We start from the raw sequence: 21,587 nt of genomic DNA, 5'->3' as shown, positions 1-21,587 counted from the left end.
GAGCCTCGTGCCTACCTCCGCAGATTCGCTACCAGCTCCATGATCTCGTCGCCGGCGCGGATGACCTGCGAGTTCAGCTCGAAGGAGCGCTGCGTGTTGATCAGGTCGATCAATTCCGTGGTCGCTTGCACGTTGGACGACTCGAGGAAGCCTTGCTGGATGCTGCCGAAGCCCGGCGAGAGCGGGTTGGCGGTGGTGACCGGCCCGGAGGCTTCGGTCTCCTGGAACAGATTGTCGCCGAGCTTCAGCAGGCCGTCCGGGTTCTGGAAGTTCGACAGCTGGATCACGCCGGCATTAGAGAGCTGCGTCTGACCCGCTTGGCGGAACGTCACCTCGCCGGTGCCGCTGATCGAGATGCCGATCGCCTCGGGCGGGATCTGGATCCCGGGCACCAGCCGGTACCCCACGCTCGCCGAGCCGAGCACGATCTCGCCTTCGGCGTTCAGGTTAAAATTGCCGGCGCGGGTGTAGAGGGTCTCTCCGTTGGGACCCTGCACGCCGAAGAAGCCCTCGCCCTCGATCGCCATGTCGAGCTGGTTGCCGGTGTTCTGGAACGCGCCTTGGTCGAAGTCCGCCTGGGTGCTGCTGACACGCACACCGAGTCCGACGTCGATCCCGGTGGCGGTGCGGTTGCCGTCCGAGTCGAGCGCGCCGGGCAGGCGGGTCTGCCGGTACAGCAGGTCCTCGAAGTTGGCGCGGTCTTTCTTGAAGCCGACGGTGTTGTTGTTCGCCAGGTTGTTGGCGATCACGTCGAGCTTGGTCTCCATCGCCTGCATGCCGGTCGCGGCGGTGTAGAGAGATTGGAAAGACATGGAAAGGCTTGAGGGGTGGGGCTTGCGGGGTTGAGGAGTCGTTCAGCGATAACCAAGAGCTCAGGCCGCGCAATCAGCCGAGCAAACGAGAGATCAACTGCCCGGTGGCGGTGTCTTGGTGGCGGATCATCTGCGTGTTGGCTTCGAACGCGCGGTTGGTCTCGATCATCTCCATCATCAGCTGCGTGGAGTTTGCGCCGGACATCTCGAGGTAGCCCTGGCGGACCTCGCGGGCCGCGACGGGCACCGGGAAGACCTCTTCGCGGGGCCGGAAGAGGTTGGCGCCGGCCTTGTCGAGCGTTTCGAGCGACTGCGGTTGGACCAGCGCCAGCGCGATCCGGTCGCCCGCCTGCTCGACGAAGCCGTCGCGGCTCACGCGCCACGGCGCGTCGGGCAGCAGGGCGATCGGCGCGCCGTCGGCGGCGAGCACCGGCAGGTTCGTGCCGGACAGAACCAGGCGGCCGGTCGAGTCGATGTCCAGCGACCCGGCGCGGGTCAGCAGCGGCTCGTCGCTGCCGGGCTCCTCGACCGCGAAGAAGCCCTCGCCGAGGATCGCCAGGTCGGCTTGGTTGCCCGTCCGTTCGAGGCGGCCCGGCGCCCAATTGGTCAACGTCTCGATGGTCTTCACGCCGCCGCCGAGGTTGGGCAGGCCGGTCGTGGTGGGCAGCGCGTCGCCGGTTTGGATCGCTTCGGCGTAGCGGGCCTGAAAGGCGGTCGCGTCGGGCTTGAAGCCGACCGTGTCGACGTTCGCCATGTTGTTGGCGATCACCTCGAGCCGCTGGGACTGCGCGTTCGCTCCCTCAGCGGAGATATACATGCCGTAGGACATGAGCCGTTGGCCGGGTCGCTAGCAGGTCGCCCCCCTGCTGGCGACTGCCTACTAGGCACACCGCGGGCCAATCGCGACGCCACGCGTGAATCTCGTGATTCAGGCCGCTAGCGACTCCCGCGTGCCGGGGCGGCCGGCAGAAGCCGCCGACCGGGCGCCGGCGAAAGGCGCCGATCGCCGGTCGTCAGCCTCGCGACCTGAGCAGGTCGCCGGCGCCGCGTGAGAGCAGCTCGTCGGCCACGCGGTGGCCGATGTCTCGGGCGGCCCGCGCGTCGGGGCAGAGGTCGGCCAGCTCGGCGTCGAGCCGCTTCACTCCGTCGTCGCTGAGCACGACGACCGAGAGCCGCAGCGAGTCCCCCTCGAACCGCCCCCACGCCCCGAGCGCGGCCAGGCACCCCCCCTCGAGCCGCGCGAGCGCGGAACGCTCGGCGGTGACCGCCGCGCGGGTGGGCCAGTGCTCCAAGAGGGCGAGCGCCGCGAGCGTTCGAGAGTCGTCCGCCCTGCACTCCACGCCGAGGGCGCCCTGCCCCGGGGCGGGCAAAAGCTCGTGGGGCGGGATGCGGCCGGCGAGGCGGTCCGACCAGCCGAGGCGCGCCAGGCCGGCTTCGGCCAGCAGGATCGCGTCGTGCTCGCCCCGGTCGAGTTTCGCGAGCCGCGTATCGAGGTTGCCCCGCAAGTCACTCACCCGCAGGTCGGGGCGGCGGTTGAGGAGCTGCGCCTTCCTTCGGAAGCTGCCGGTGCCCACCCTGGCGCCGTTTGAGAGGTCGGAGATCCGCGTCGCGGTTGGGGAGACAAGCACATCGGCGACCGGGGCGCGCTCGGGCGCCGCCGCGAGCGTGAGACCCTCGACCGGCGCCGTCGGCAGGTCTTTCAGGCTGTGCACGGCGAGGTCGACTTGGCCGGCGAGCAAGGCCCGCTGCAGCTCCTTGGTGAACACCCCCTGCCCCCCCGCGATGGCGCCGGAGCTGTCGACGATCTCGCTGATCGGCCCGCTCTGGCGAGCGTCGCCGAGGGTGCGGACCTCGACAAGTTCGACCGAGTGGCCGCACGAGCGGAGGCGCTCGGCGACCCACTGCGACTGCCACCGCGCCAGCTGGCTGCCACGCGTGCCGAGCCTCAGCGGGCGGTCAGTTGGCATCGTCGTCGGCTTGTGAAGGGTTCGTGGGCTCCCGCGCGGCCTGCCGCTCTAGCTCGGCGGCGCCCGACCCGACCGCCCCGTTGGGATGGCCCGCGCCCTTCAGGGGCGGGTCGCCCATGCCGAGGCCGTAGGCCGACGTGTCCGGCGGCGGCGTGCCCCTGTCACGTTGGGCGATCATGCGTGTCATCTGCTGGGGCGGCACCACCACCCCGCAGCTGACGATGAACTGGAACGCCTGATCGATCGTGAGGTTGAGGTCGACCGTTTCGCTCTTCTTGACGGTGATCAAGAAGCCGGTGAACGGCATCGGCGAGGTCGGGATCAGCACGGTGCAGACCGGCTCGTTCGCGGCCGACTCGATATCCAGCATGCTCTCGCCGGTCACGAAAGCGACCGTCCAGATCCCGCGACGCGGGTACTCCACGGCCACGATCCGCGTGATGTCGAGGTCGGGGTCGCTGAAGATGAAGTCGGTGACCTGCTTGACCGACGAGTACACGTTGCTGACCAGCGGCACACGTGTCACGAGTGACTCGAACTGGTTCCAGAAGAAGCGGCCGATCCCCGCCGCGAGGAACTTCCCCAACGCGTACAGCAGCAGCAAGAAGACCGACAAGAAAATCGGCCCGACGATCCAAGGGCGGAGCCACACGTCGTTGACGTACCGCTCGTGGTACTCCCGCGCGGTGGTGGGCGCGGCGTCCTTCTTCAGCAAGTGGCTCTCGACGTGCTCGTAAATCCGCTCCGGGATATACAGCCCGTCGGGCGTCTGCCGGTACGTCCGACCGGAGTCGGTGGCGACCCGTTCGCCGAGCGGGGCGTCGGCCCCACGCAGCTCGTCGGCCGCCTTGATGTCGGACGCGTACTCGGCGAGCACGTAGCGCGTCGCGTCTTCGAGCGGCGTCAACACGTAGCGAGCTATGGTGCCGCCTACCCACAAGAAGATGACCACCGTCAGCAGCGGCGGCAGCAACACCCCGAGGCCGCGCAGCACGGCCCGGCGGAACGGGTCGAACGCGCTGCGTTCGGGCGGGGCGGCGGGGATGTGGGGGGCGGACATCAGCGAACGTTAAAGGGAGTGAGCGCGTCGGCAGCGCGCGTCGCAGGAGGCGCCCGGACAATCCGCGCAATCCCACCCGGGCGCCCAGACCGCCTCCGCTAGCATTCTTCGCAATCGGCCCCAACCAGCAAGCGTCCACACAACTTGCCGCTCGAGTGCGGGCGGCGCGGGGCGCCTCAGCGTGTGGCGAGCCGCCTAGCCGCGACGACCGCCACGACCCGAGTGGCGCCCGCCCGCTTCAGCGCCAGGGCCGCCGCGTGGCAGGTGGCGCCCGTCGTGAGGACATCGTCCACGAGCAGTACGCAGATCCCGGACAATCGGCGCCTGCGGCGGGCGCGAAAAGCGCGGCGCACGTTGGCGGAGCGATCGCTGGGGGCGACGTCCGTCTGCCGCGGCGTCGCCCGCACGCGTGTGAGGGCCGGGGCGTAGGGGCGGCGCAGCTCGCCCGCTATCGACCGCGCCAACGCGCCCACGCCGTCGGCCCGCCGGCTCAGGCGGCGCCGCCAGTGCTGCGGCACGGGGACGACAAGCGTTTCGCCGCAGCCCAATAGCTGCTGGCGGCGTCGCTCGGCGAGCAGCCGCCCCAGCGCCATCGCGCCGTCCTCGCCGGCGGGTCGCTTCGCGTCGAGCACCAAGCGGCGGATCAGCCCGTCGTAAGCGCCCAACGCCACTACCGAATCGAAGGACCAGCGTTCTTCGCGGCAGACCGGGCACCCCGGCGAATGCTCGGATTCGCCTGCGACCAATGGCGAAGCGCAACGCTCACACAGAGGATCGTCCAGCAGCGGCAGGTCCACCTCGCAGCCGGGGCAGAAGCCGCGCTCGGATCGCGGGCGGTCCGCGGTGGCTGTTCCGCACGCGGCGCACGTGGGCGGGAACGCCACGTCGAGGACGTGCGACAAGGCAGATCGTACAGGCGCCAGCATTGCCGGCACGGTAACCGCCCACGCCAGGCCACGCCAGCAACTGTGCCTCGAATCGCCGGGGGGGCCTGCCGTGCGGTTTGTCTTGACCGCCCCGACGCCCGCCGGGACACTCCCCGCCCCCCCCCGAATGCTGCCATCTGGTCCGCGGCGGAAACGCGATGCGAAAGATCGACCGCTACCTGCTCCGGCACTTCCTGCAGACGTTCCTGATCTGCTTTGTCAGCTTGGCGGGGCTGTACACGGTGATCGACGCGTTCGGTCGCATGGACGACTTCACGACCGGCCGTCCGCTGGGTGAAGCGGCCGCAACGGCGGCACGTTACTACGCGCTGCAGTCGCTCGGCTTCTTCAACAAGACCAGCGGCGTGTTGACGCTCATCGCGGCGATGTTCACGGTCACGTGGATCCAGCGACACAACGAGCTGACCGCACTGCTCGCCGCCGGTGTGCCGCGGTTCAGGGTGCTGCGTCCTATCCTGCTCGCGTCGTTGGGCGTGGCCCTCGGGGCGGCGGGCGTGCGCGAATTCGTGTTGCCGGGCCTGCGGCACGAGCTGTCGCTCGACTCCAAAGACCTGGCCGGCGACCGCACGGTCGAGATCGCGCCGCGGTACGACAACGTGACCGACGTGCTGCTCGGCGGCGAGCGCGCCAACCTCGCGACGCGCACCCTCCTCAACCCCTCGTTCGGGCTCCCGCCACGCGTGTCGGCGGGGTTCGGCAAGCAGCTCTCGGCCGCATCGGCTCGCTACCTGCGCGCCGATGGCGACCGCCCCGCCGGCTACCTGCTGTCGGGCGTGACCGCGCCGAGCGGGATCGACAGCCGCGACGCGGTCTTTGCGCCGGTTCGGGCCGCCGAGCCGGGGCAGAGCGAGCCCAAGCCCCAGCCGCTAATCGTGACCCAACACGACGCCCCGTGGCTCCAACCGGGTCAGGCTTTCCTCGTCAGCGGCGTGTCGTTCGACCTTTTGGCGGCCGGCCCGCAGTGGCGCGACCTTGCTTCGACGCGCGAGATGGTGGCCGAACTGGCCAATCCGGCCACCGACCTGGGGCCCGACGTTCGCACGGCCGTTCACAGCCGCCTGACACAGCCCGCGCTCGACGTGACGCTGCTGCTTGTCGGCTTGCCGCTGGTGGTTTCGCGGGGAGCGCGGAGCCCGTTCGCCGCGATCGGCCTTTCGGTGCTTGTGGTGACGGGCTTTTTCCTTCTTGTGCTGGGCGGCCAGGCGCTGGGTTCGGGGGGCTGGGTGAAGCCGGCGTTCGGGGCGTGGCTGCCGCTGATGGCGTTCGCGCCGATCGCCGCCGCTCAGGCGAACACGCTGCGGCAGTGAGCACCCCGGCGCCGATCGGCGCCTGCCCCCGCGATGGTGTGCCGACGCCGCTCTCGACGCCCGCCCACGCTTCCTGCCGGAAAGGGGCTTGTGGGGCGGCGCGGTCGACGGCCATACTCGTGGATTCGCAGCCGACATTTTTAGCCTGGCCTACAACGCCCGCCCGCCGCTGGCGCTCAAGAGAGCCGCTCGCTGGCGCTCGATAAAAGCCGACCGAGGAGACCCGCGACCGTGGCAGTCCGTATCCGCATGAAGAAGATGGGCCGCGCCCACCGGCACTTCTTTCGTATCTGCGCGACCGACAAGCGATCCCCCCGCGACGGGAGGGTGCTTGAAGAGCTCGGCACGTACGACCCGATGCTCCCCGAAGCGGACGCCCGTGCGGTCCTCAACAAAGAGCGGGTGAGCTACTGGCTCGGCGTCGGCGCCCAGCCGTCGGAGAAGGTCGCCGTGCTGATCAAGAAGTACGGCGAGAACGGCACGCACCTCGACGCGCAGCGGGCGGCCCTGGAGAAGCTCTCGATGCCGGTCGAGATCCCGGACGCCGGCGAACCGGTCAGCACGCAGAAGAGCGAAGAGGAAAAGGCCGAGGAGCCCAAGGCCGAAGAAGCGAAGGCCGAAGAGTCCGCCGGCGACGGCGCCGCGGCCGACCAGGCGCCCAAAGAAGAGTCCACCGAAGAGGCGAAGGCCGAGTGAACGAGCCACTCGCGGCTCCCTCCTGGAAGCCGCGGGCGTTAAGGGGGCCCGATGCGTTTCGACGTGCTGACCCTCTTCCCGGAGATCTTCTCGGGGTACCTGACCCAGAGCCTGCTGAAGCTGGCGATCGACCGCGGGCTGACCTCCGTACACCTGCACAACATCCGAGACTGGGCCGAGGGAAAGCACAAACAAGTCGACGACAAGCCGTTCGGCGGCGGACCCGGCATGCTGCTGATGGCGGGTCCCGTGGTCGAGGCGGTCGAGGCGGTCCAAGCCGCCGCCGACGCCCCTCCCGGCCGGCTCCTGCTGATGTCACCCCAGGGCCGCCGGCTCGACCAATCGCTGGCCGAGGAGCTGTCGACGAGCAATCGATTGGTCCTGCTGTGCGGCCGCTACGAGGGATTCGATCAACGGGTTGTTGACCTGCTGCGGCCCGAAGAGATTTCCATCGGCGACTACGTCCTCAACGGGGGCGAGGTCGCCGCGATGACGATCATCGACTCGGTCGTCCGGCTCGTGCCGGGCGTGCTCGGCGATGAAACCAGCAACCAAGAGGACTCGTTCAGCCGCGCCGGGCGCACGCTCGAATACGCCCAGTACACGCGTCCGCGCGAGTACCGAGGCCTGAGCGTCCCCGACGTGCTGCTGAGCGGCAACCACCCCGAGATCGCCGCCTGGCGAGAGGCCGACGCCGCTCGCCGCACGGCGGCGCGGCTTCGGGCTATGGACTCCGGGCTTCAAGATTCGGCTGGCGAGCCGCGACCGAAGCCCGAGGCCTGAGACCCAAAGCCCCACGATCCAACACGACCCCGGCCCGCCCCGGAGGCGGGCCCCAACCGAAGCCCACCGCCATGTCCCAATCCCTCATCGACCTGGTCGAACAGAAAAACCTGAAGACCGAAGAGGTCCCCGACTTCGAGATCGGCGACACGGTCGACGTGCACACACGCATCCTCGAAGGCAACAAAGAGCGGATCCAGGTGTTCACGGGCGTGGTCATCGCGCGGAGCGGCTCTGGCTCCAAGGAGATGTTCACGGTCCGGCGGATCGTGAACAACGAGGGCGTCGAGCGTAAGTTCCCGATCCATTCGCCGAAGATCGCCAAGGTCGAGGTGACCCGATCGGCTGTGGTGCGTCGGGCGAAGCTCTATTACCTCCGCGACCGCGTCGGCAAGGCGACGCGTCTGAAGGAGCGACGCCGCGACACAAAGAAGGCCTGAGCGGCTGCGCCGCTTCGGCGGTCAGCGGTCAGCGGTCATCTATTCGGCTCGAGAGCGGCCCGGCGCGGAACGCCGGCCGCTTTTTCGTTGGCGTCGTGCGCCGCAAGGGCGCAGAATCGGGCGCCATGGTCCGGCTCCCGCTCCGTTACCGCCCCCAACCCCTTGGCAAGCGTGGCGAACGCTACGCGGCCCGCCTTCTGCGGCGCAAGGGGCACCGGGTGCTCTTCTTGGGCAAGCGGAACCGGTTTGGGGAGTTCGACCTCATCACCATCGACGAGCGCACCGCCGAGCGTCGGCTGGTATTCGTCGAGGTCAAAACGCGCCGCAACGAGCGAGCCGGCTCTCCGGCCGAAGCGGTCACGCCCGAAAAGCAGCGGCGGCTGAGTCGAGCCGCGGCCGCGTTCCTCCGCACCCACGACCTGGAGGATCACCCCGTCCGGTTCGACGTGGTGGCGATCGTCTGGCCGATCAACCGTCGCCGCCCGAGCAAAGTCGTCCACATCGAGGCGGCGTTCTGACGAGCGCCGCGGCTCACGGCTGCGCGTGCTCAAGGCTGCGCGTAGCGTCGCGACTCTTCGACGATCCGGCCCAGGGCCTGGCACATCGGATGGCTCGGGTCCCAGGTTTTGCCCTGGCCTCCCCACACGCAGACACTGCCGCCGTCCTGCAGGAAGTGGGAAGTCACTTCGATGAGCCAATCGGGCGGGATGTACGGGGTTTTCGAGCCGCCCCACGTCGGCGAGAGGAACAGCATCGCGGGCTTCCCGTGGCGCCGCGCGTGGTTGACGAACCAATCGCCACGCGCCTTCCACTCGCTCAGCGGGAAGCCCTTCTCGGTGTACGGGCGATGATCGCGCGGCATGTATAGCTGGATGGCGACAAAGTCCTGCAACGGAAGCACCCGCGCGGCGTCGTCCCAGCGGTTGGCGTACTTCTCGCGCAGCTCGCGGTGTCCGGACTTCCAAATATGGAGCATCTGGTTTTGGCTCGGTCGGCTCCACAGCGACGCCGTGGCGCCGACCGACTGGGCAACGGCAAGGCGGTCGATGAAATAGTTCTCTGCCCGATTGAAGACTTCGGTGCTGTCTCGGTGTCGGTCGAGCCACCAGATTTCAGAACCGTCGGTCGGGTGGTGCTCGATGTCGAGGACAATCGGCGTGCCTTCTCGAGCCGCGTTAGCGGCCGCCACACGCAGCTTCTCTGCCGACGCCATGGTGTGCCCCTGGTAAATCACCGGAAGCCTCCGTGGCTCTTCGGGAGCGCCATCGATCAGCAGGTGAGTCCACAGGCCCGAGATCACGTCGCCGGCCGGCGCGGCGTCGCTCACGGCGGCCACGCCTGTGCAGAGAAAGAGTCCAACAGCGACTACGAAGCGCATTCGGGAAGCCTCACTTGGGGTCGGGTCAATCCGGAGCCGCCTGAGAGCGACCACAGAACGCGGCAATGCCTTGTTCTACTCACGGCGCCGATGTTGTCGGCGCATTTGCGGATAAACACCCGCGATCTCATGGAAAAGATATTGCGGACTCCCGACACACGCCGCGATGCGCGGGTCACCGCACCTGGAGCATCCGCTCGAGCGCGACGAGGCTCCACTTGGCGGTTTCCTCGTCCACCTCGATCGAGTTGACCGGCGTGCCGGCCGCGAGGTTCTCTAGCGACCAGGCGAGGTGCGCCAGGTCGATGCGGTACATCGTCGCGCACATACAGACAACGGGCGAGAGGAAATGAATCTCTTGCTCGGGGTGCTCCTGCTTGAGCCGGTTCACCAAGTGCAGCTCGGTCCCGATCGCCCACTTCGTGCCCGGCGGCGCGCTCCGAACCGCCTTGATGATGGCGCCGGTGCTGCCGGATTGGTCGGCCAGCTCGAAGACTTCCTGCGGGCACTCGGGGTGAACGAGAACCCTGATGCCGGGCTGACGCTCGCGGAACATCGCGACGTGCTCAGCCTTGAACATCTGGTGCACGCTGCAGTGGCCGCGCCAGAGGATGACCTTCGACTGGCGGAGCCGCTCTTCGGTCGATCCTCCCAGTTCTTGGTGCGGATCCCAGACCGGCATCTGGTCGTTCGTTATCCCCATGCCGAGCGCCGTGTTACGCCCGAGGTGCTGGTCGGGGAAGAACATCACGCGGTCGCCGCCGCTACCGCCATTGGCCTCGTTGAAGGCCCAGTCGATCGCCGCGCGGGCGTTGCTGCTGGTGCAGACGATGCCGCCGTGCCGGCCGACGAACGCCTTGAGGCTCGCCGCAGAATTGATGTACGTGACCGGGATCAGGCGATCGGTGTCGATCACCTCGGAGAGCTGATCCCACGCGTCCTCGATCTGGTCGATCGCGGCCATGTCGGCCATGCTGCAGCCCGCCGCTAGGTCGGGCAGAACCACCCTCACCCTCTGGCCGCCGCGTTGGGCGAGCTTCTCCGGCCGGTTGCTGAGGATGTCGGCGGTCTCCGCCATGAAGTGGACGCCGCAGAAGGCGATCGCCCGGCACCGCTCGCTGTCGGCAGCCATCTGGCTGAGCTGGTAGCTGTCGCCGCGTAGATCGGCCAGCTCGATCACCTCGTCCTGCTGGTAATGGTGGCCGAGGATCAACAGCTCGGGGCCCATCGCGTCGCGCACGGCTTGGATCCTGTCGCGGAGCTGCGCGTTGGAGAGCGATTTGTACGCCCGGATGCCGTCTAGGGGGGGCTGGACGTCGGTAGTGGCCGTGGGCATTTGCGAAACGTGGTTTGAGGGCTAGCTGCGCCAGCACGACGAGCCAAGACTTCCATTATACCGGGGCGGCTTCCATCGGCCGGGGGGCGCCCTCGGGCGACGCTTTGGGCAAAGCTTGCCGATTAGGCAGTCGATAACGACAGAGTCGGTCGTCCGCGCGCTGTTGCGCTCTGTCCCCCGAAAGCCGTGCCCGAATTAACGCCAGAAATCGCCGATCAGGTAGTCGCTGCTTGCAGCCAGAACGCCCAGGAGCTGGCCGAAGCCTTCTCTCGCGCACTCGGTGGCGAGTTCGCCTTGCAAGTGGACGAGCAAGCCGCCCCGGTCGCGGCGCAGACGCCCGCCGGCGGCGGGCTGGTCGTGGCCCTAGCGATCGGCGAGTCGGGCGCGCTGGCTATTCTCCCAGAGGCTTCGGGCCTCGTCCCCGAATGGGTGCGGTCACCCGACGAGACCGGCCGGAGCAAGCTCGGCGCGCTCGCCCAAGAACTGGGCATGCTGCTCTTGCCGGAGGGGTCCGAAGCCGAAACGGCCGAAGCCGCCTGGGTCGACGACCTCGCCGCGGCGGTCTCCCGAGCACGACCCGCAACCGAAGCCGTCGCGCTGGGGCTGGGGGTGACACGCGGCGAATCCCTGGGCACGCTGAGCTTGGCGTGGCCCTGCGGAGAGGTCACCGCAGCGATCCTCAGCGGGGCGCCATCCGACCGGGCCCGCGAGCCGGTCGAGTCCGACGCCCCGCCCCCGCCCGAGGCCCCGTCGGAACCTTCTCAAAAGGCTCCGCCGCGATCCCGCGTGCTGCGCGGCGGATCGAGGCCGCGGGACCTGCGGGACCTTCCGCCCAACACACGCAGCCTGCTGAGGGTCAACCTCGAGGTGTCCGCCAACCTAGCCGGTAAGAAGGTGCGGCTTAGCGAAGTCATCGAGCTGGGGCCCGGCTCCATCATCACCTTCAACAAGCCGTGCGACGACCCGTTGGAGTTGAGCATCGGGGCGCGGCCCGTCGCGCGGGGCGAAGCGGTCAAGGTGGGCGAGCGTTTCGGCGTGCGGGTGCTCAATATGATCTTGCCCGAAGAGCACTTCCGGCCTTTGTTGCCGCCGTCGAAGCAGCCCGCGAGCGCCGGCTGAGCGGGAACGAAAAAAGGCCGGCCCGCGGGGTTCGCCCCACGGGCCGGCCGTTCACTGCCGAGTTGTCGACGTTTCCGGATCAGCGGGCGAAGCTGACGCGGACCACGTCACGCTGACGACCGAGCGACGCGTTCGGGTCGGCCATCGGCGCCGGGGGCATCGGCGCGGCTTCTTCCTCGGAAACCTCGACCGGAGCCGGGGCGCCCGCCGGAGCGGGAGCCGGCGCCGACATCGGGGCACAACCGCAGGCCGACGGCGCGGCACAGCAGGGGTCGGCCGCACAGCTGGGCTCGCATCCGCAAGCGTCGGCCGCACAGCAGCTCGGCTCGCAGCACGAACCGCAGCCGTGGCCCTTCAGGCCGCCGAACAGCTTGTCCAGCAGGCAAGGACGCTTCGACGAGCAGCACGACGTTCCGCAAGCCGGCGCGCCGCAGCAGGGGTCGGCCGCACAGCTGGGCTCGCACCCGCAAGCGTCAGCCGCACAGCAGCTGGGCTCACAGCCGCAGGCGTCGTCCGCACAGCAGCTGGGCTCGGCACAGCAGCTCGGCTCGCAGCACGAGCCACAGCCACGGCTCTTCAGACCGCCGAACAGCTTGTCCAGCAGGCCGCAGCCGCGGTCGCAGCAAGAGCCGCAAGCGGGGGCGGCACAGCAGCTGGGCTCGCAACCGCAAGCGTCAGCCGCACAGCAGCTGGGCTCGCAGCAGGCGTCGTCCGCACAGCAGCTGGGCTCGGCACAGCAGCTCGGCTCGCAGCACGAGCCACAGCCACGGCCCTTCAGACCGCCGAACAGCCGGTCCAGCAGGCAGCACTTTCCGCCGCCACAGCACGAGCCGCAGTCCGCCGCGGCGCAGCAGCTCGGTTCGCAGCCGCACGCGTCGGTCGCGCAGCAGCTCGGCTCACACCCACACGCGTCGGTGGCGCAACAGCTCGGTTCGCTGCAGCAGTCGCTGCAACATGCGGAGCCACAACCGCCGCCGAACAACCCGTCCAGCAGGCCGCCGCCGTGGCTTTGGCCAGCCAGAGAGGCGCTCAGCAGCAGCGCTCCCAGCAATTGGAACTTCATCGATGACTCTCCTAAAACTTCTGCGGATTCCTTCCGGGCAGCAGTCCGGTGGGCGACCGGCTGACTTCCGGCAACGCGCGACGCCGCTCCTCAGCGGCTTTGCTCTTCGCGTGGCCCGACGCGTACGGGGCCTGTTGCGTCAGCCGAGGGAACGGCACTTATAAGTGCCGGGAGTCCGTCGGGGCCGACTCGTCCGTGCTCGACAAAGGAACCTGCGGGGGGGAGCGTCGCCGCCAGTCGAGCCACTCCTTGACTCGATTCAGTTGGGCCAGCGGTCGGACGCTTTCGCCCCGCCATGACGCGGGTGACATCGCGGGGCAGCAGTCCTATCGGCGTCCTTTGAAACGGCCCTTGAGATGTCGCAAACGTTTCCCAGCAAAAGCTTTAGATCAACCGTTACGCAAACCCTGAGGGCCATGCCGGACGCCATGATTGTTCCGGTTGTAGGGCGCCGGGCGCCCCGCTGCCGCGGCCGGCCGCGAAGCTCGCGCTGATGGCCTGCCGCCAAGGTGGCTGGTATCCTTTCACGCACCGCCTTGAGCCAGGGCGCCTGCCCGAGCTGGCCGAAGCCCGGGGAGGCCCGCGCCCGGTCGGCTGCAGCCCTCCTGTCTTGCCGAGCCCCTAAGGACCGCCATGTCTCGCGTCCTAGCACGACCCCTAAGACTTATGCGTTCAACTCCGCTGCTTCTCACCGCTGCACTCTGCCTCCCCTGGTTCGCCGCTGGCGCGCTCGCTGGCGACTGGCCGAACTGGAGAGGCCCGAACCACAACAACACCTCCGACGAAACAGGCCTCGTCGAGAAGTGGGACCCCAAAGGCGGCCCCGGCAGCAATCTGCTGTGGCGCAACGACGCCCTGGCCGGGCGTTCGACCCCCATCGTGATGGGGGGCAAGCTGTACACGCTCGTGCGCGACAAGCCGGGCACGCCGCTCGAAGGGGAGAAGGTCGTCTGCGTCGACGCGGCCAAGGGCGAGAAGCTCTGGGAACACCGGTTCAACGTGTACCTGTCCGACGTGCCCGACACCCGCGTCGGGTGGTCTAGCGTCGTCGGCGATCCCGAAACGGGCCGCGTCTACGCGCAGGGAGTGTGCGGCTACTTCTGCTGCCTCGAAGGGGACTCGGGCAAGCTGGTCTGGGACCGCAGCCTCCACGAAGAGTTCGGGTTCCTCTCGACCTACGGCGGCCGAACCAACTTCCCGCTCATTTACGACGACACGGTCATCACCAGCGCGGTGATCATCGGCTGGGGCGACACGCCGAAGTGGAACCTAATGGCCAAGCCCGCGCACCGCTTCATGGCGTTCGACAAGCTGACCGGCGAGCTGCGGTGGGTGAACGGCACCTCGCTGATACCCGACGACACCACCTATAGCACCCCCGCGCTGACGACCCTGGCGGGGCAAGACGCGATGGTCTTCGGCTCGGGCGACGGGGCCGTGTGGGCGATGCAGCCCGGCACCGGCAAGCTGCTGTGGAAGTACCCCTTGTCCCGCCGCGGCCTGAATGTCTCGCCGGTCGTGACCGACGACGGCCGCGTGTTCATGGGCCACAGCGAGGAGAACACCGTCGGCAACGCGATGGGGGCGATGGTGGCGCTCGACGGAACGCAGGTCGGCGAGACCGAGCCGGTCGACCTCTCGAAGACCGAGAACGGCGGCGTGCTCTGGAAGGAGTTCCAGCAGATGGTCGGCAAGAGCTCGCCGCTGTACATCGACGGCCGCGTTTACGCGGTGACCGACACCGCCAAGCTGATGGTGTTCGACGCCGAATCGGGCGAGGTGATCGACCGGGCCGCGATCGGGCGCGTCATGCGCGGCACGCCGGTCTACGCCGACGGCAAGATCTACGCGTGCAGCGAGGGGGGCAACTGGGCGGTTCTCAAGCCGACCGAGAAGGGAGTCGAGCTTGTCGACAGGGTGCGTCTTGGCCGCGAACAGGTGGACGCCTCGCCGATCGTCGCCAACGGGCGGATCTACCTCACGACCAGCGAAACCATGTACTGCATCGGCTCCGAGGAGACCGCCCTCGGCGGCGGCGACAACGACGCCCCGCCTGCGGCCGAAGATAAGATCAGCGACAAACGGGTCGCCCAGGTGCAGCTCGTGCCGTGGGACGTGTTGCTCGCGCCGGGGGAAGAGCAGCCGTACCGCCTGCGGCTGTACAACGCCAAAGGCCAGTACCTCCGCGACGCGCAGCCCAAGGAGGTCTCGTTCGGCGTGTCCGGTCCCGGCTCGATCTCGAAGCAGGGGGTGTACAAGGCCTCCCCGAAGTCGGGGCACGACACCGCCCTGGTGCTCTGCGAGTACAAGGGGCAATCCGCCCAGGGGCGTGTCCGCGTTGTGCCGCCGTTGCCGTGGTCATTCGACTTCGAGGATGGGGCCGAGGAGGCGCCGCTGACCTGGGTCGGCGGACGGATCCGCTACGTGATGCGGCAATCCGACGACGGCAACCACTACCTCGCCAAGCCGACCGAGTTGCCCACCCGCCCCGGCGCGCCGACCACCAAGCTCGGCACCCGCAGCCGCATGTGGATGGGGCCGCACACCCTCACGGATTACACCGTGCACGCGGACATCCAGCTTCAAGAGGGCACGGCCGGCGAGGCGTCCGACGACGCGCCGTTGCCCGAAGGCCCGCCCGCCGCCGAGACGGCCATCAAGCTCCCCTCGGCCGGCCTGATCAACAGCGGCTACACCTTCACGCTGTTCGGCCCCAGCCAAGAGGCCCGGCTCTATAGCTGGTGCACCCACGACAAGCGGACCCAGGCGACGAAGGAGATGGAGCTCGAGGCCGGCGTGTGGTACCGGATGAAGCTCTCGGTCACGCCCGGTGAGGACGGCGAGTCAACCACCGTGCAGGCGAAGGTCTGGCCGCGCGGCGAGGCCGAGCCGGGCGGGTGGACGCTCGAGTTCGTCGACGAGGCGCCCAACCTGCGGGGCGCGCCGGGCCTGTTCGGCGACTCCAAGGAAGCGGAGTTCTACGTCGACAACCTGAACGTCGAACCGAATGGCTGATCCGGCCGCAGAGTCCTAAGATCCCCCCGGCGCCGGTCTCGCGCCACCTTGGTACACAACACGCGGCGAGCGAGCCGGCCGCCGCCTCTCGATCCGAGATATGATTAGCATGCTCATCCGTCTTGGTTGCGTTGCGTCTGCCCTGTTTGTCGCCGCCGCGGCGCTCGCCGCCGACTCCGCCGGGCCGTCGGCCCAGTCGAAAGAGATCACGAAGGAGTGGTCGCAGTGGGGCGGCGACGGCGACCGCAACAACACGCCGGTCGGCGAGGGGATCCCGACCGATTGGAACGTCGGCGACTTCGACTTCCGGACCGGCGAATGGGACCCGTCGTCCGCCGAGAACGTGAAGTGGGCCGCCCGCCTGGGTTCGCAGACTTACGGGAACGTGGTCGTGGCCGATGGCAAGGCGTTCGTCGGCACGAACAACTCGGGCGGCTGGCTCGAGCGGTACCCGAGCGACGTCGACCTGGGGTGCCTGATCGCGTTCGACGCGGCGAGCGGCGAGTTCCTGTGGCAGCACTCCAGCGAGAAGCTCAAGACCGGCCGCGTGCACGACTGGCCGCTGCAAGGCATTTGCTGCGCGCCGCTGGTTGAGGGGAAGAAGCTCTGGTTTGTCACCAGCCGGGGCGAAGTGCGTTGCTTGGACACGGAGGGGTTCCGCGACGGAGAGAACGACGGGCCCGTCGCCGACGAGCGGCACACCGGCGACAAGGAGGCGGACGTCATTTGGGTGTTCGACATGATGCGGGAACTCGGCGTGTCGCAGCACAACATGTGCAGCTGCAGCGTCACGGCGATCGGCGACGTGCTGCTGGTCAACACCTCGAACGGACTGGACGAGTCGCACATCAACCTCCCCTCGCCCGACGCGCCCAGCTTCATCGCGCTGGACAAGAACACCGGCGAGCTGCTCTGGTCCGATAAGTCACCGGGCGAGAACATCCTGCACGGCCAGTGGTCGAGCCCCGCCGTAGGCCAGATCGAGATGCCCGACGGCTCGGAGCAAGCCCAAGCGATCTTCGGCGGCGGCGACGGATGGGTCTACAGCTTCGACCCTGCCGGCGACGGCTCGGGCGGCTCGAAGCTGCTCTGGAAGTTCGACGCGAACCCGAAAGACTCCGTCTGGGTGCTCGGCGGACGCGGTACCCGAAACAACATCATCGCCACGCCGGTGATCTACAAGAACCGCGTCTACGTGGCCGTCGGCCAGGACCCCGAGCACGGCGAGGGGATCGGCCACCTGTGGTGCATCGACCCCACCGGCGAGGGCGACGTGTCGCCCGAACTGGCGTTCAACGCCGAGGACCGCAACCAGCCGATCCCGCACAAGCGGATCCAAGCGGTGGTTCCCGAGGAGGGGGACTTCGCCAACGTCAACCCGGCGAGCAAGGCCGTGTGGCACTACAGCACGCAGGACCAGGACGGCGACGGCGAGATCGACGAGTACCTCGAGACCATGCACCGCGCTTGCGGCACGGTCGCCATCAAGGACGACGTGCTCTACATCGCCGACTTCAGCGGCATCTTCCACTGCCTCGACGCGATGACGGGCAAGGTCCACTGGACCTACGACATGTTCGCGGCCGCGTGGGGCTCTCCGCTGATCGTCGACGGCAAGGTCTACATCGGCGACGAGGACGGCGACGTGGCGATCTTCCGCCACTCGTCCGACCCGAAGGTCGCCATGAAGGACGACGGCGGCGAGTTCGCCCCGCACTACGGCGAGGTCAACATGGGCAACAGCGTGTACTCCACGCCGATCGTTTCGGACAACGTGCTGTACATCAGCAACCGCACGCACCTGTTCGCAATAGCGCAGGGAGCTCAAGCCGAGGCCGAGCAATGAGAGCCGAAGAGTTGATCGAGTTGCTAGAAGAGCGACCCTTCTTCCCGCTTCGAATCCACATGTCGAATGGCAGGACCCATGAAATCCGCCATCCGGAGATGGCGATTGTCGGGCAAGGCGTTGTTGCGATCGGCGTACATACCGAAGGGGAAAAACTGCCGCGCATCCGTCATTTCGCACTCGCGCACGTGAACGAAGTCGAAGTCGTGACCGACGGAGCTTCACCCGGAGCCTTACCAAATGGCAAGTCGAGTCCTTAGCGTCGGCCAGTGCGGCCCCGACCACGCGGCCCTCGTCGATTTCCTCACCCGCAACTTCGACGGCGTCGAGGTCGACGCGGCCAAGCTCCCCGCCGACACCTTCGAGAAGCTCCGCGCCGGCTCCTACGACCTGGTCCTCGTCAACCGCAAGCTCGACGAGGACTACTCTGACGGCATCGAGGTCGTCCGCCAGATTAAGTCCGAGCCGACCCTCCGTGACACGCCGGTGATGCTCGTGACGAATTACGCCGAGCACCAGGACGCCGCCGTGGCCGAGGGAGCGCTGCGCGGTTTCGGCAAGCTGGAGTTGGGCGACCCGGCAACCGTCCAGAGGGTTCGGGCGGCGCTCGCGTCGTGACGGACGCGTTCCCGCTGCGGCGTTCTTCAGCCGGCGGCGGGTAGTTGCTCGGCAGCCCGTGAGGCTTCGCCCCGCGCGACGAGGTCGACCCTCGTGTCGTCCGCCGAGCCGCCACGTCCGCGTTTCGGGCACATCAACAAGATGTACGCCGACGGAGCGAACACCAGCGCCAGCACGGTCGCCCCCGTCACGCCGCCGGCGATGGTGACGGCCATCGGCGGCCAGAAACCGCCGCCGCCGAGGATCAGCGGCATGAAGCCGGCGACCGTCGTGAGCGTCGTCGCGATGACGTGGCGGGTCGAGTGCACGACCACGTCGAGCACCGCGTCCGGCTCGCCCGCCCGCGAGCGTTCGCCCTCACGGAGCGCGGCCAGCACGACGATCGAGTCGTTGATCGCCACGCCGATCAGCCCCATCGTGCCGATGATCGCCGTGAAGCCGAACGGGTACCCCGCCAGTGCGAGCACCCCGAGGCTGAGGCCGACCGACATAAAGGCGATCGCAGCGATCAGCGCCGCCATGCGGAAGCTCCCGAACGACAGCACGAGCGTCGCCGCCATCAGCACCAGCAGCACGGCCACGCTCGACAGCAAATTGCCGATTGCTTGGTCACGCTTCGACGATTCGCCGCCGTACTCGACGCGGTAACCCGGCGGCGTTTCGAAGCCGCTCCGAGATAGCCGGTCCCGGAAGTCGGCCTGCACAGCCGCCGGCAGCAAACCGGCCTGCAAGTAGGCCTTCACCTCGTTCAAGCGTTGGCCGTTGAAGTGCGGGATCGCCGCGCGTTCCGGGGCGAGCCGGAGGTCGGCGACCGCTGAGAGCGGCGTGCGGATCGGCTCTCCCGAATCGCCGATCCCCACCAGGTCGGTTGCGGCGACGCGGCTCATGTCCCCCCGGGCAAGGTCGGCCACCCGGACGCGAACCGGCAGGTTCTCGGTCTCCTCCAAAACCGAGCCGCCGATGGCGCCCTCGAGCGTCGCGTCGAGCTGCTCCGCGATCGCTTCGTTGCTGAGCCCCGCGAGCCGCACGGCGGCCTCGTCGACGACCACCTCAAGCTTCGGCCGGCTCTCCGACAAGTCGGACGCGGTGTGGACCACCCCCGGCGTGTTGGAGAGGATGCGGCGGACCTCCGCGCCGAGCGACTCGAGCCGGTCCAGATCGGGACCGAACAGGCGGACCTCGATCGGCGCCTCGAACGGCGGGCCCTGCTCCAGTTGCCTCACCAGCAGGCGCCCCTCGGGCAGCCGAGCGTCGAGCTCTTGCTGGATCTCCCGGAGCACCGCAGCGTAGTCCTCCGCCGTGTCCAGCGTGACGATCGCCTGAGCGTACTCGGGCGTGGCGGCGCGGTTGGCCATCATGTTGTAGTAGAAATTGGGCGCGCTGGCGCCCAGGAACCAATCGACCGACCCGACGCGCGGGTGCTCCAGCAGCACGTCGCGCGCGGCGAGCGTCAGGCGTCGTGTGGCCTCGATCGACGAGCCGGCCGGGAGGTCGGCCTGGATGTGGAACTGGTTTCGCTCGGCCGGAGGGAAGAACTGCTCTTCCAGGGCGCCCGCCAACGCGAAACCGATAACGGGCGGCGCCACCGCCAGCGAGACCCCGAGAAGAGGCCGCCGGTACAGAACGCCGAGCACCCGGCGATAGAGCCGACCGGCCCGCGGAGTCTCGATGCCCCGGACCCACCAGGCGCCGCGTCCGTGCCGCCCGTTCGGCAAGAGGATCGCCGCCATGGCGGGCGTGACGGTCATCGCGAGCACGAACGACGAACCAACCGCGAGCATCACGCTGATCGAGATCGCGCCGACGAACTCGCCGGCCGGGCCGGGCATCAGCGCGATCGGCGCGAAGGACAGGCAGGTCGTCAGCGTCGAGCCAAACAGCGGCGCCGCCAGGTGCGACACGCTCGCGGCGACGGCCTCGCCCGCCGGCGCGCCGCCACGGATGCGGTCGGCGACCTCGTCGACCATCACGATCGCGTTGTCGATCAGCAGGCCCAGCGCGATGATCAAGCCCGTCACCGACATCTGGTGGATCGGCACGCCGAGCACCCGCATCCCGGCGAGCACGATCAGCGAAACCAGCGGCAGCGCCGAGCCGACTACGAGGGCGCTGCGCCACCCCATGATGACCCACACGACCGCCATCACCGCCGCGGCGCCGAAGAGGAGGTTGAGGAGCAGCGTGTTCAGACGCGACTCCACGTAGCCACTCTGCTCGAACACCCGCTTCAGGCCGATCGCGGGCGGCAGCTCGCTCTCGAACTGGTCGACGACCGCCTGTGCCCGCCGCGACCACGTGTCGATCCGCTCTTCGCTCCGGACGAGCGTCGCCACGGCGATGGCCGGTTTGCCGCCGACCAACGCGAGCCGCCGCGCGGGATCGGCGATCCCCTTGTGCACGTCGGCGACTTCCCCGAGCGACACGACGCGGCCGGACTCGTCGGCGCCGTAGCGGATCGGCGTGGCGGCGACGCGGCCGACCGTGTCGAGCTCCGAATCGACCTCCAGCGCGAGCGACCCGTCCGAACCCCGCAGCTGGCCCGCCGAGATCTTGGCGTCGCTCGAGCGCAGCTGGTCGGCCACGTCGCCGACGGTGAGGCCGAGCGTGGCGAGCTGGGCCGGGTCGACCGCGACGGTGACCTCCTCTTCGGGATCCCCAAACGCGTCGACCTCGCGTGTGCCGGGCGTGGCTCGCAGACGCTGCTCTAGCTCTTCCGCGGCGCGGCGGAGCACGGCGTAGTTGACCGGTGCGTCGGCGTCCCAGCGGAGCGCAACGATCGACGCGTAGGCCACCACCTCCAGCAGGTCGAACTCGGGCTCGCTGGCGTCGTCCGGCAACAGCGGCGTGGCGTCGTCGATCTTGTCGCGGACACGTGACCAGACCTCGTCGGACTGGTAGACATCGTCCCGGAGTTCGATCGTGATCGTCGCGACCCCCGACCGACTGGTCGAACGGAGCTCCTTGATTTCCGGGATCTCCTTGAGCTCCTCCTCGAGGGGCTCGACCAGCAGCGCCTCGACGCGGTCGGGGGTTGCCCCGGGAAGGAAGGTGTTCACGATCGCCGCCCGCTGGGTCAGCGTCGGGTCCTCCATCCGCGGCAGCACGAAGTACGACGACAGCCCCGACACGGCCACCAGAGCGATGACCAGCAGCAGCAAACGGCGGTTGTCAAAGAACAGACGATTCATGCGGTGGGTGGG

20 protein-coding genes and 1 pseudogene are annotated in these 21,587 nt (G+C 68.6%); 10 read left to right on the top strand and 11 right to left on the bottom strand.

Annotated elements, in window-relative coordinates:
- Nucleotides 1-11: 11 nt before the first annotated feature.
- The 6 genes and pseudogenes from flgG to RIC11_RS12105 form a co-directional block, all read right to left on the bottom strand.
- On the bottom strand, nucleotides 12-812 hold the full coding sequence (gene flgG, locus RIC11_RS12130; protein WP_350211575.1) for a flagellar basal-body rod protein FlgG: 801 nt from the start codon (nucleotides 810-812) through the stop codon (nucleotides 12-14).
- Nucleotides 813-885: 73 nt separating this feature from the next.
- Nucleotides 886-1,629: a flagellar hook-basal body protein gene (locus RIC11_RS12125; protein ID WP_350211573.1), complete on the bottom strand. Its 744-nt coding sequence runs from the start codon at nucleotides 1,627-1,629 to the stop codon at nucleotides 886-888.
- A gap of 196 nt (nucleotides 1,630-1,825) precedes the next feature.
- On the bottom strand, nucleotides 1,826-2,779 hold the full coding sequence (gene hemC / locus RIC11_RS12120) for a hydroxymethylbilane synthase (RefSeq protein ID WP_350211571.1): 954 nt from the start codon (nucleotides 2,777-2,779) through the stop codon (nucleotides 1,826-1,828).
- Nucleotides 2,769-3,839, bottom strand: a complete 1,071-nt coding sequence (locus tag RIC11_RS12115) for a DUF502 domain-containing protein (protein WP_350211569.1) — start codon at nucleotides 3,837-3,839, stop codon at nucleotides 2,769-2,771. Before RIC11_RS12115 ends, hemC begins: the two co-directional genes overlap by 11 nt.
- Before the next feature lie 176 nt (nucleotides 3,840-4,015).
- The gene (locus RIC11_RS12110; RefSeq protein WP_350212045.1) at nucleotides 4,016-4,510 is read right to left on the bottom strand and encodes a ComF family protein; all 495 of its coding nucleotides are present in this window, start codon (nucleotides 4,508-4,510) and stop codon (nucleotides 4,016-4,018) included.
- Between the two features lie 42 nt (nucleotides 4,511-4,552).
- A pseudogene (locus tag RIC11_RS12105) lies at nucleotides 4,553-4,765 on the bottom strand (double zinc ribbon domain-containing protein); the annotation flags it as partial.
- Nucleotides 4,766-4,923: 158 nt separating this feature from the next.
- Here RIC11_RS12105 and RIC11_RS12100 point away from each other — a divergent pair.
- The 5 genes from RIC11_RS12100 to RIC11_RS12080 all read left to right on the top strand — a co-directional run bounded on the left by RIC11_RS12100 (nucleotide 4,924) and on the right by RIC11_RS12080 (nucleotide 8,530).
- Nucleotides 4,924-6,093, top strand: coding sequence for an LptF/LptG family permease (locus tag RIC11_RS12100; protein ID WP_350211568.1), 1,170 nt, complete (start codon nucleotides 4,924-4,926; stop codon nucleotides 6,091-6,093).
- Nucleotides 6,094-6,324: 231 nt separating this feature from the next.
- On the top strand, nucleotides 6,325-6,789 hold the full coding sequence (gene rpsP / locus RIC11_RS12095; protein WP_350211566.1) for a 30S ribosomal protein S16: 465 nt from the start codon (nucleotides 6,325-6,327) through the stop codon (nucleotides 6,787-6,789).
- 51 nt (nucleotides 6,790-6,840) lie between these two features.
- The gene (trmD, locus tag RIC11_RS12090) at nucleotides 6,841-7,572 is read left to right on the top strand and encodes a tRNA (guanosine(37)-N1)-methyltransferase TrmD (protein ID WP_350211565.1); all 732 of its coding nucleotides are present in this window, start codon (nucleotides 6,841-6,843) and stop codon (nucleotides 7,570-7,572) included.
- 71 nt (nucleotides 7,573-7,643) lie between these two features.
- Nucleotides 7,644-8,012: a 50S ribosomal protein L19 gene (gene rplS / locus RIC11_RS12085; RefSeq protein WP_350211563.1), complete on the top strand. Its 369-nt coding sequence runs from the start codon at nucleotides 7,644-7,646 to the stop codon at nucleotides 8,010-8,012.
- 125 nt (nucleotides 8,013-8,137) lie between these two features.
- Nucleotides 8,138-8,530 (top strand): YraN family protein, encoded by a 393-nt coding sequence (locus RIC11_RS12080; RefSeq protein WP_350211561.1) that lies wholly within the window; start codon nucleotides 8,138-8,140, stop codon nucleotides 8,528-8,530.
- A 29-nt stretch (nucleotides 8,531-8,559) separates the two neighbouring features.
- On the opposite strand, the gene RIC11_RS12075 is transcribed toward RIC11_RS12080, so the two are convergent.
- Nucleotides 8,560-9,390 (bottom strand): hypothetical protein, encoded by an 831-nt coding sequence (locus RIC11_RS12075; protein ID WP_350211559.1) that lies wholly within the window; start codon nucleotides 9,388-9,390, stop codon nucleotides 8,560-8,562.
- Nucleotides 9,391-9,565: 175 nt separating this feature from the next.
- Nucleotides 9,566-10,726, bottom strand: coding sequence for a quinolinate synthase NadA (nadA, locus tag RIC11_RS12070; protein ID WP_350211557.1), 1,161 nt, complete (start codon nucleotides 10,724-10,726; stop codon nucleotides 9,566-9,568).
- A gap of 186 nt (nucleotides 10,727-10,912) precedes the next feature.
- Between nadA and RIC11_RS12065 the strand changes: the two genes are divergently transcribed.
- Entirely contained in the window at nucleotides 10,913-11,845 is a 933-nt protein-coding gene (locus RIC11_RS12065; protein WP_350211555.1) for a FliM/FliN family flagellar motor switch protein, read from the top strand.
- A gap of 79 nt (nucleotides 11,846-11,924) precedes the next feature.
- Here the strand turns inward: RIC11_RS12065 and RIC11_RS12060 are convergent, their stop codons facing one another.
- Together RIC11_RS12060 and RIC11_RS12055 are read right to left on the bottom strand one after the other, a co-directional pair.
- Nucleotides 11,925-12,077 carry a hypothetical protein gene (locus RIC11_RS12060; RefSeq protein WP_350211553.1) on the bottom strand — a complete coding sequence of 51 codons (153 nt, stop codon included), beginning with the start codon at nucleotides 12,075-12,077 and terminating at the stop codon, nucleotides 11,925-11,927.
- A gap of 442 nt (nucleotides 12,078-12,519) precedes the next feature.
- Nucleotides 12,520-12,717 carry a hypothetical protein gene (locus RIC11_RS12055; RefSeq protein ID WP_350211552.1) on the bottom strand — a complete coding sequence of 66 codons (198 nt, stop codon included), beginning with the start codon at nucleotides 12,715-12,717 and terminating at the stop codon, nucleotides 12,520-12,522.
- An 857-nt stretch (nucleotides 12,718-13,574) separates the two neighbouring features.
- Here RIC11_RS12055 and RIC11_RS12050 point away from each other — a divergent pair.
- The 4 genes from RIC11_RS12050 to RIC11_RS12035 all read left to right on the top strand — a co-directional run bounded on the left by RIC11_RS12050 (nucleotide 13,575) and on the right by RIC11_RS12035 (nucleotide 18,387).
- Nucleotides 13,575-15,923: an outer membrane protein assembly factor BamB family protein gene (locus RIC11_RS12050; RefSeq protein ID WP_350211550.1), complete on the top strand. Its 2,349-nt coding sequence runs from the start codon at nucleotides 13,575-13,577 to the stop codon at nucleotides 15,921-15,923.
- Nucleotides 15,924-16,032: 109 nt separating this feature from the next.
- On the top strand, nucleotides 16,033-17,769 hold the full coding sequence (locus tag RIC11_RS12045) for an outer membrane protein assembly factor BamB family protein (protein WP_350211548.1): 1,737 nt from the start codon (nucleotides 16,033-16,035) through the stop codon (nucleotides 17,767-17,769).
- On the top strand, nucleotides 17,766-18,029 hold the full coding sequence (locus RIC11_RS12040) for a hypothetical protein (RefSeq protein WP_350211546.1): 264 nt from the start codon (nucleotides 17,766-17,768) through the stop codon (nucleotides 18,027-18,029). The genes RIC11_RS12045 and RIC11_RS12040 overlap by 4 nt, the downstream gene beginning before the upstream one ends.
- Entirely contained in the window at nucleotides 18,010-18,387 is a 378-nt protein-coding gene (locus RIC11_RS12035; RefSeq protein WP_350211544.1) for a response regulator, read from the top strand. Before RIC11_RS12040 ends, RIC11_RS12035 begins: the two co-directional genes overlap by 20 nt.
- Nucleotides 18,388-18,413: 26 nt before the next feature.
- Here the strand turns inward: RIC11_RS12035 and RIC11_RS12030 are convergent, their stop codons facing one another.
- A complete protein-coding gene (locus RIC11_RS12030) occupies nucleotides 18,414-21,575 on the bottom strand; it encodes an efflux RND transporter permease subunit (RefSeq protein ID WP_350211542.1) in 3,162 nt (1,053 codons plus the stop codon).
- Nucleotides 21,576-21,587: the final 12 nt, after the last annotated feature.

Source organism: Botrimarina sp., assembly GCF_040219535.1.
Taxonomy (GTDB): domain Bacteria; phylum Planctomycetota; class Planctomycetia; order Pirellulales; family Lacipirellulaceae; genus Botrimarina.
Note: the sequence above shows the minus strand (reverse complement) of the source record. Positions and strands in the feature narration are given on the sequence as shown.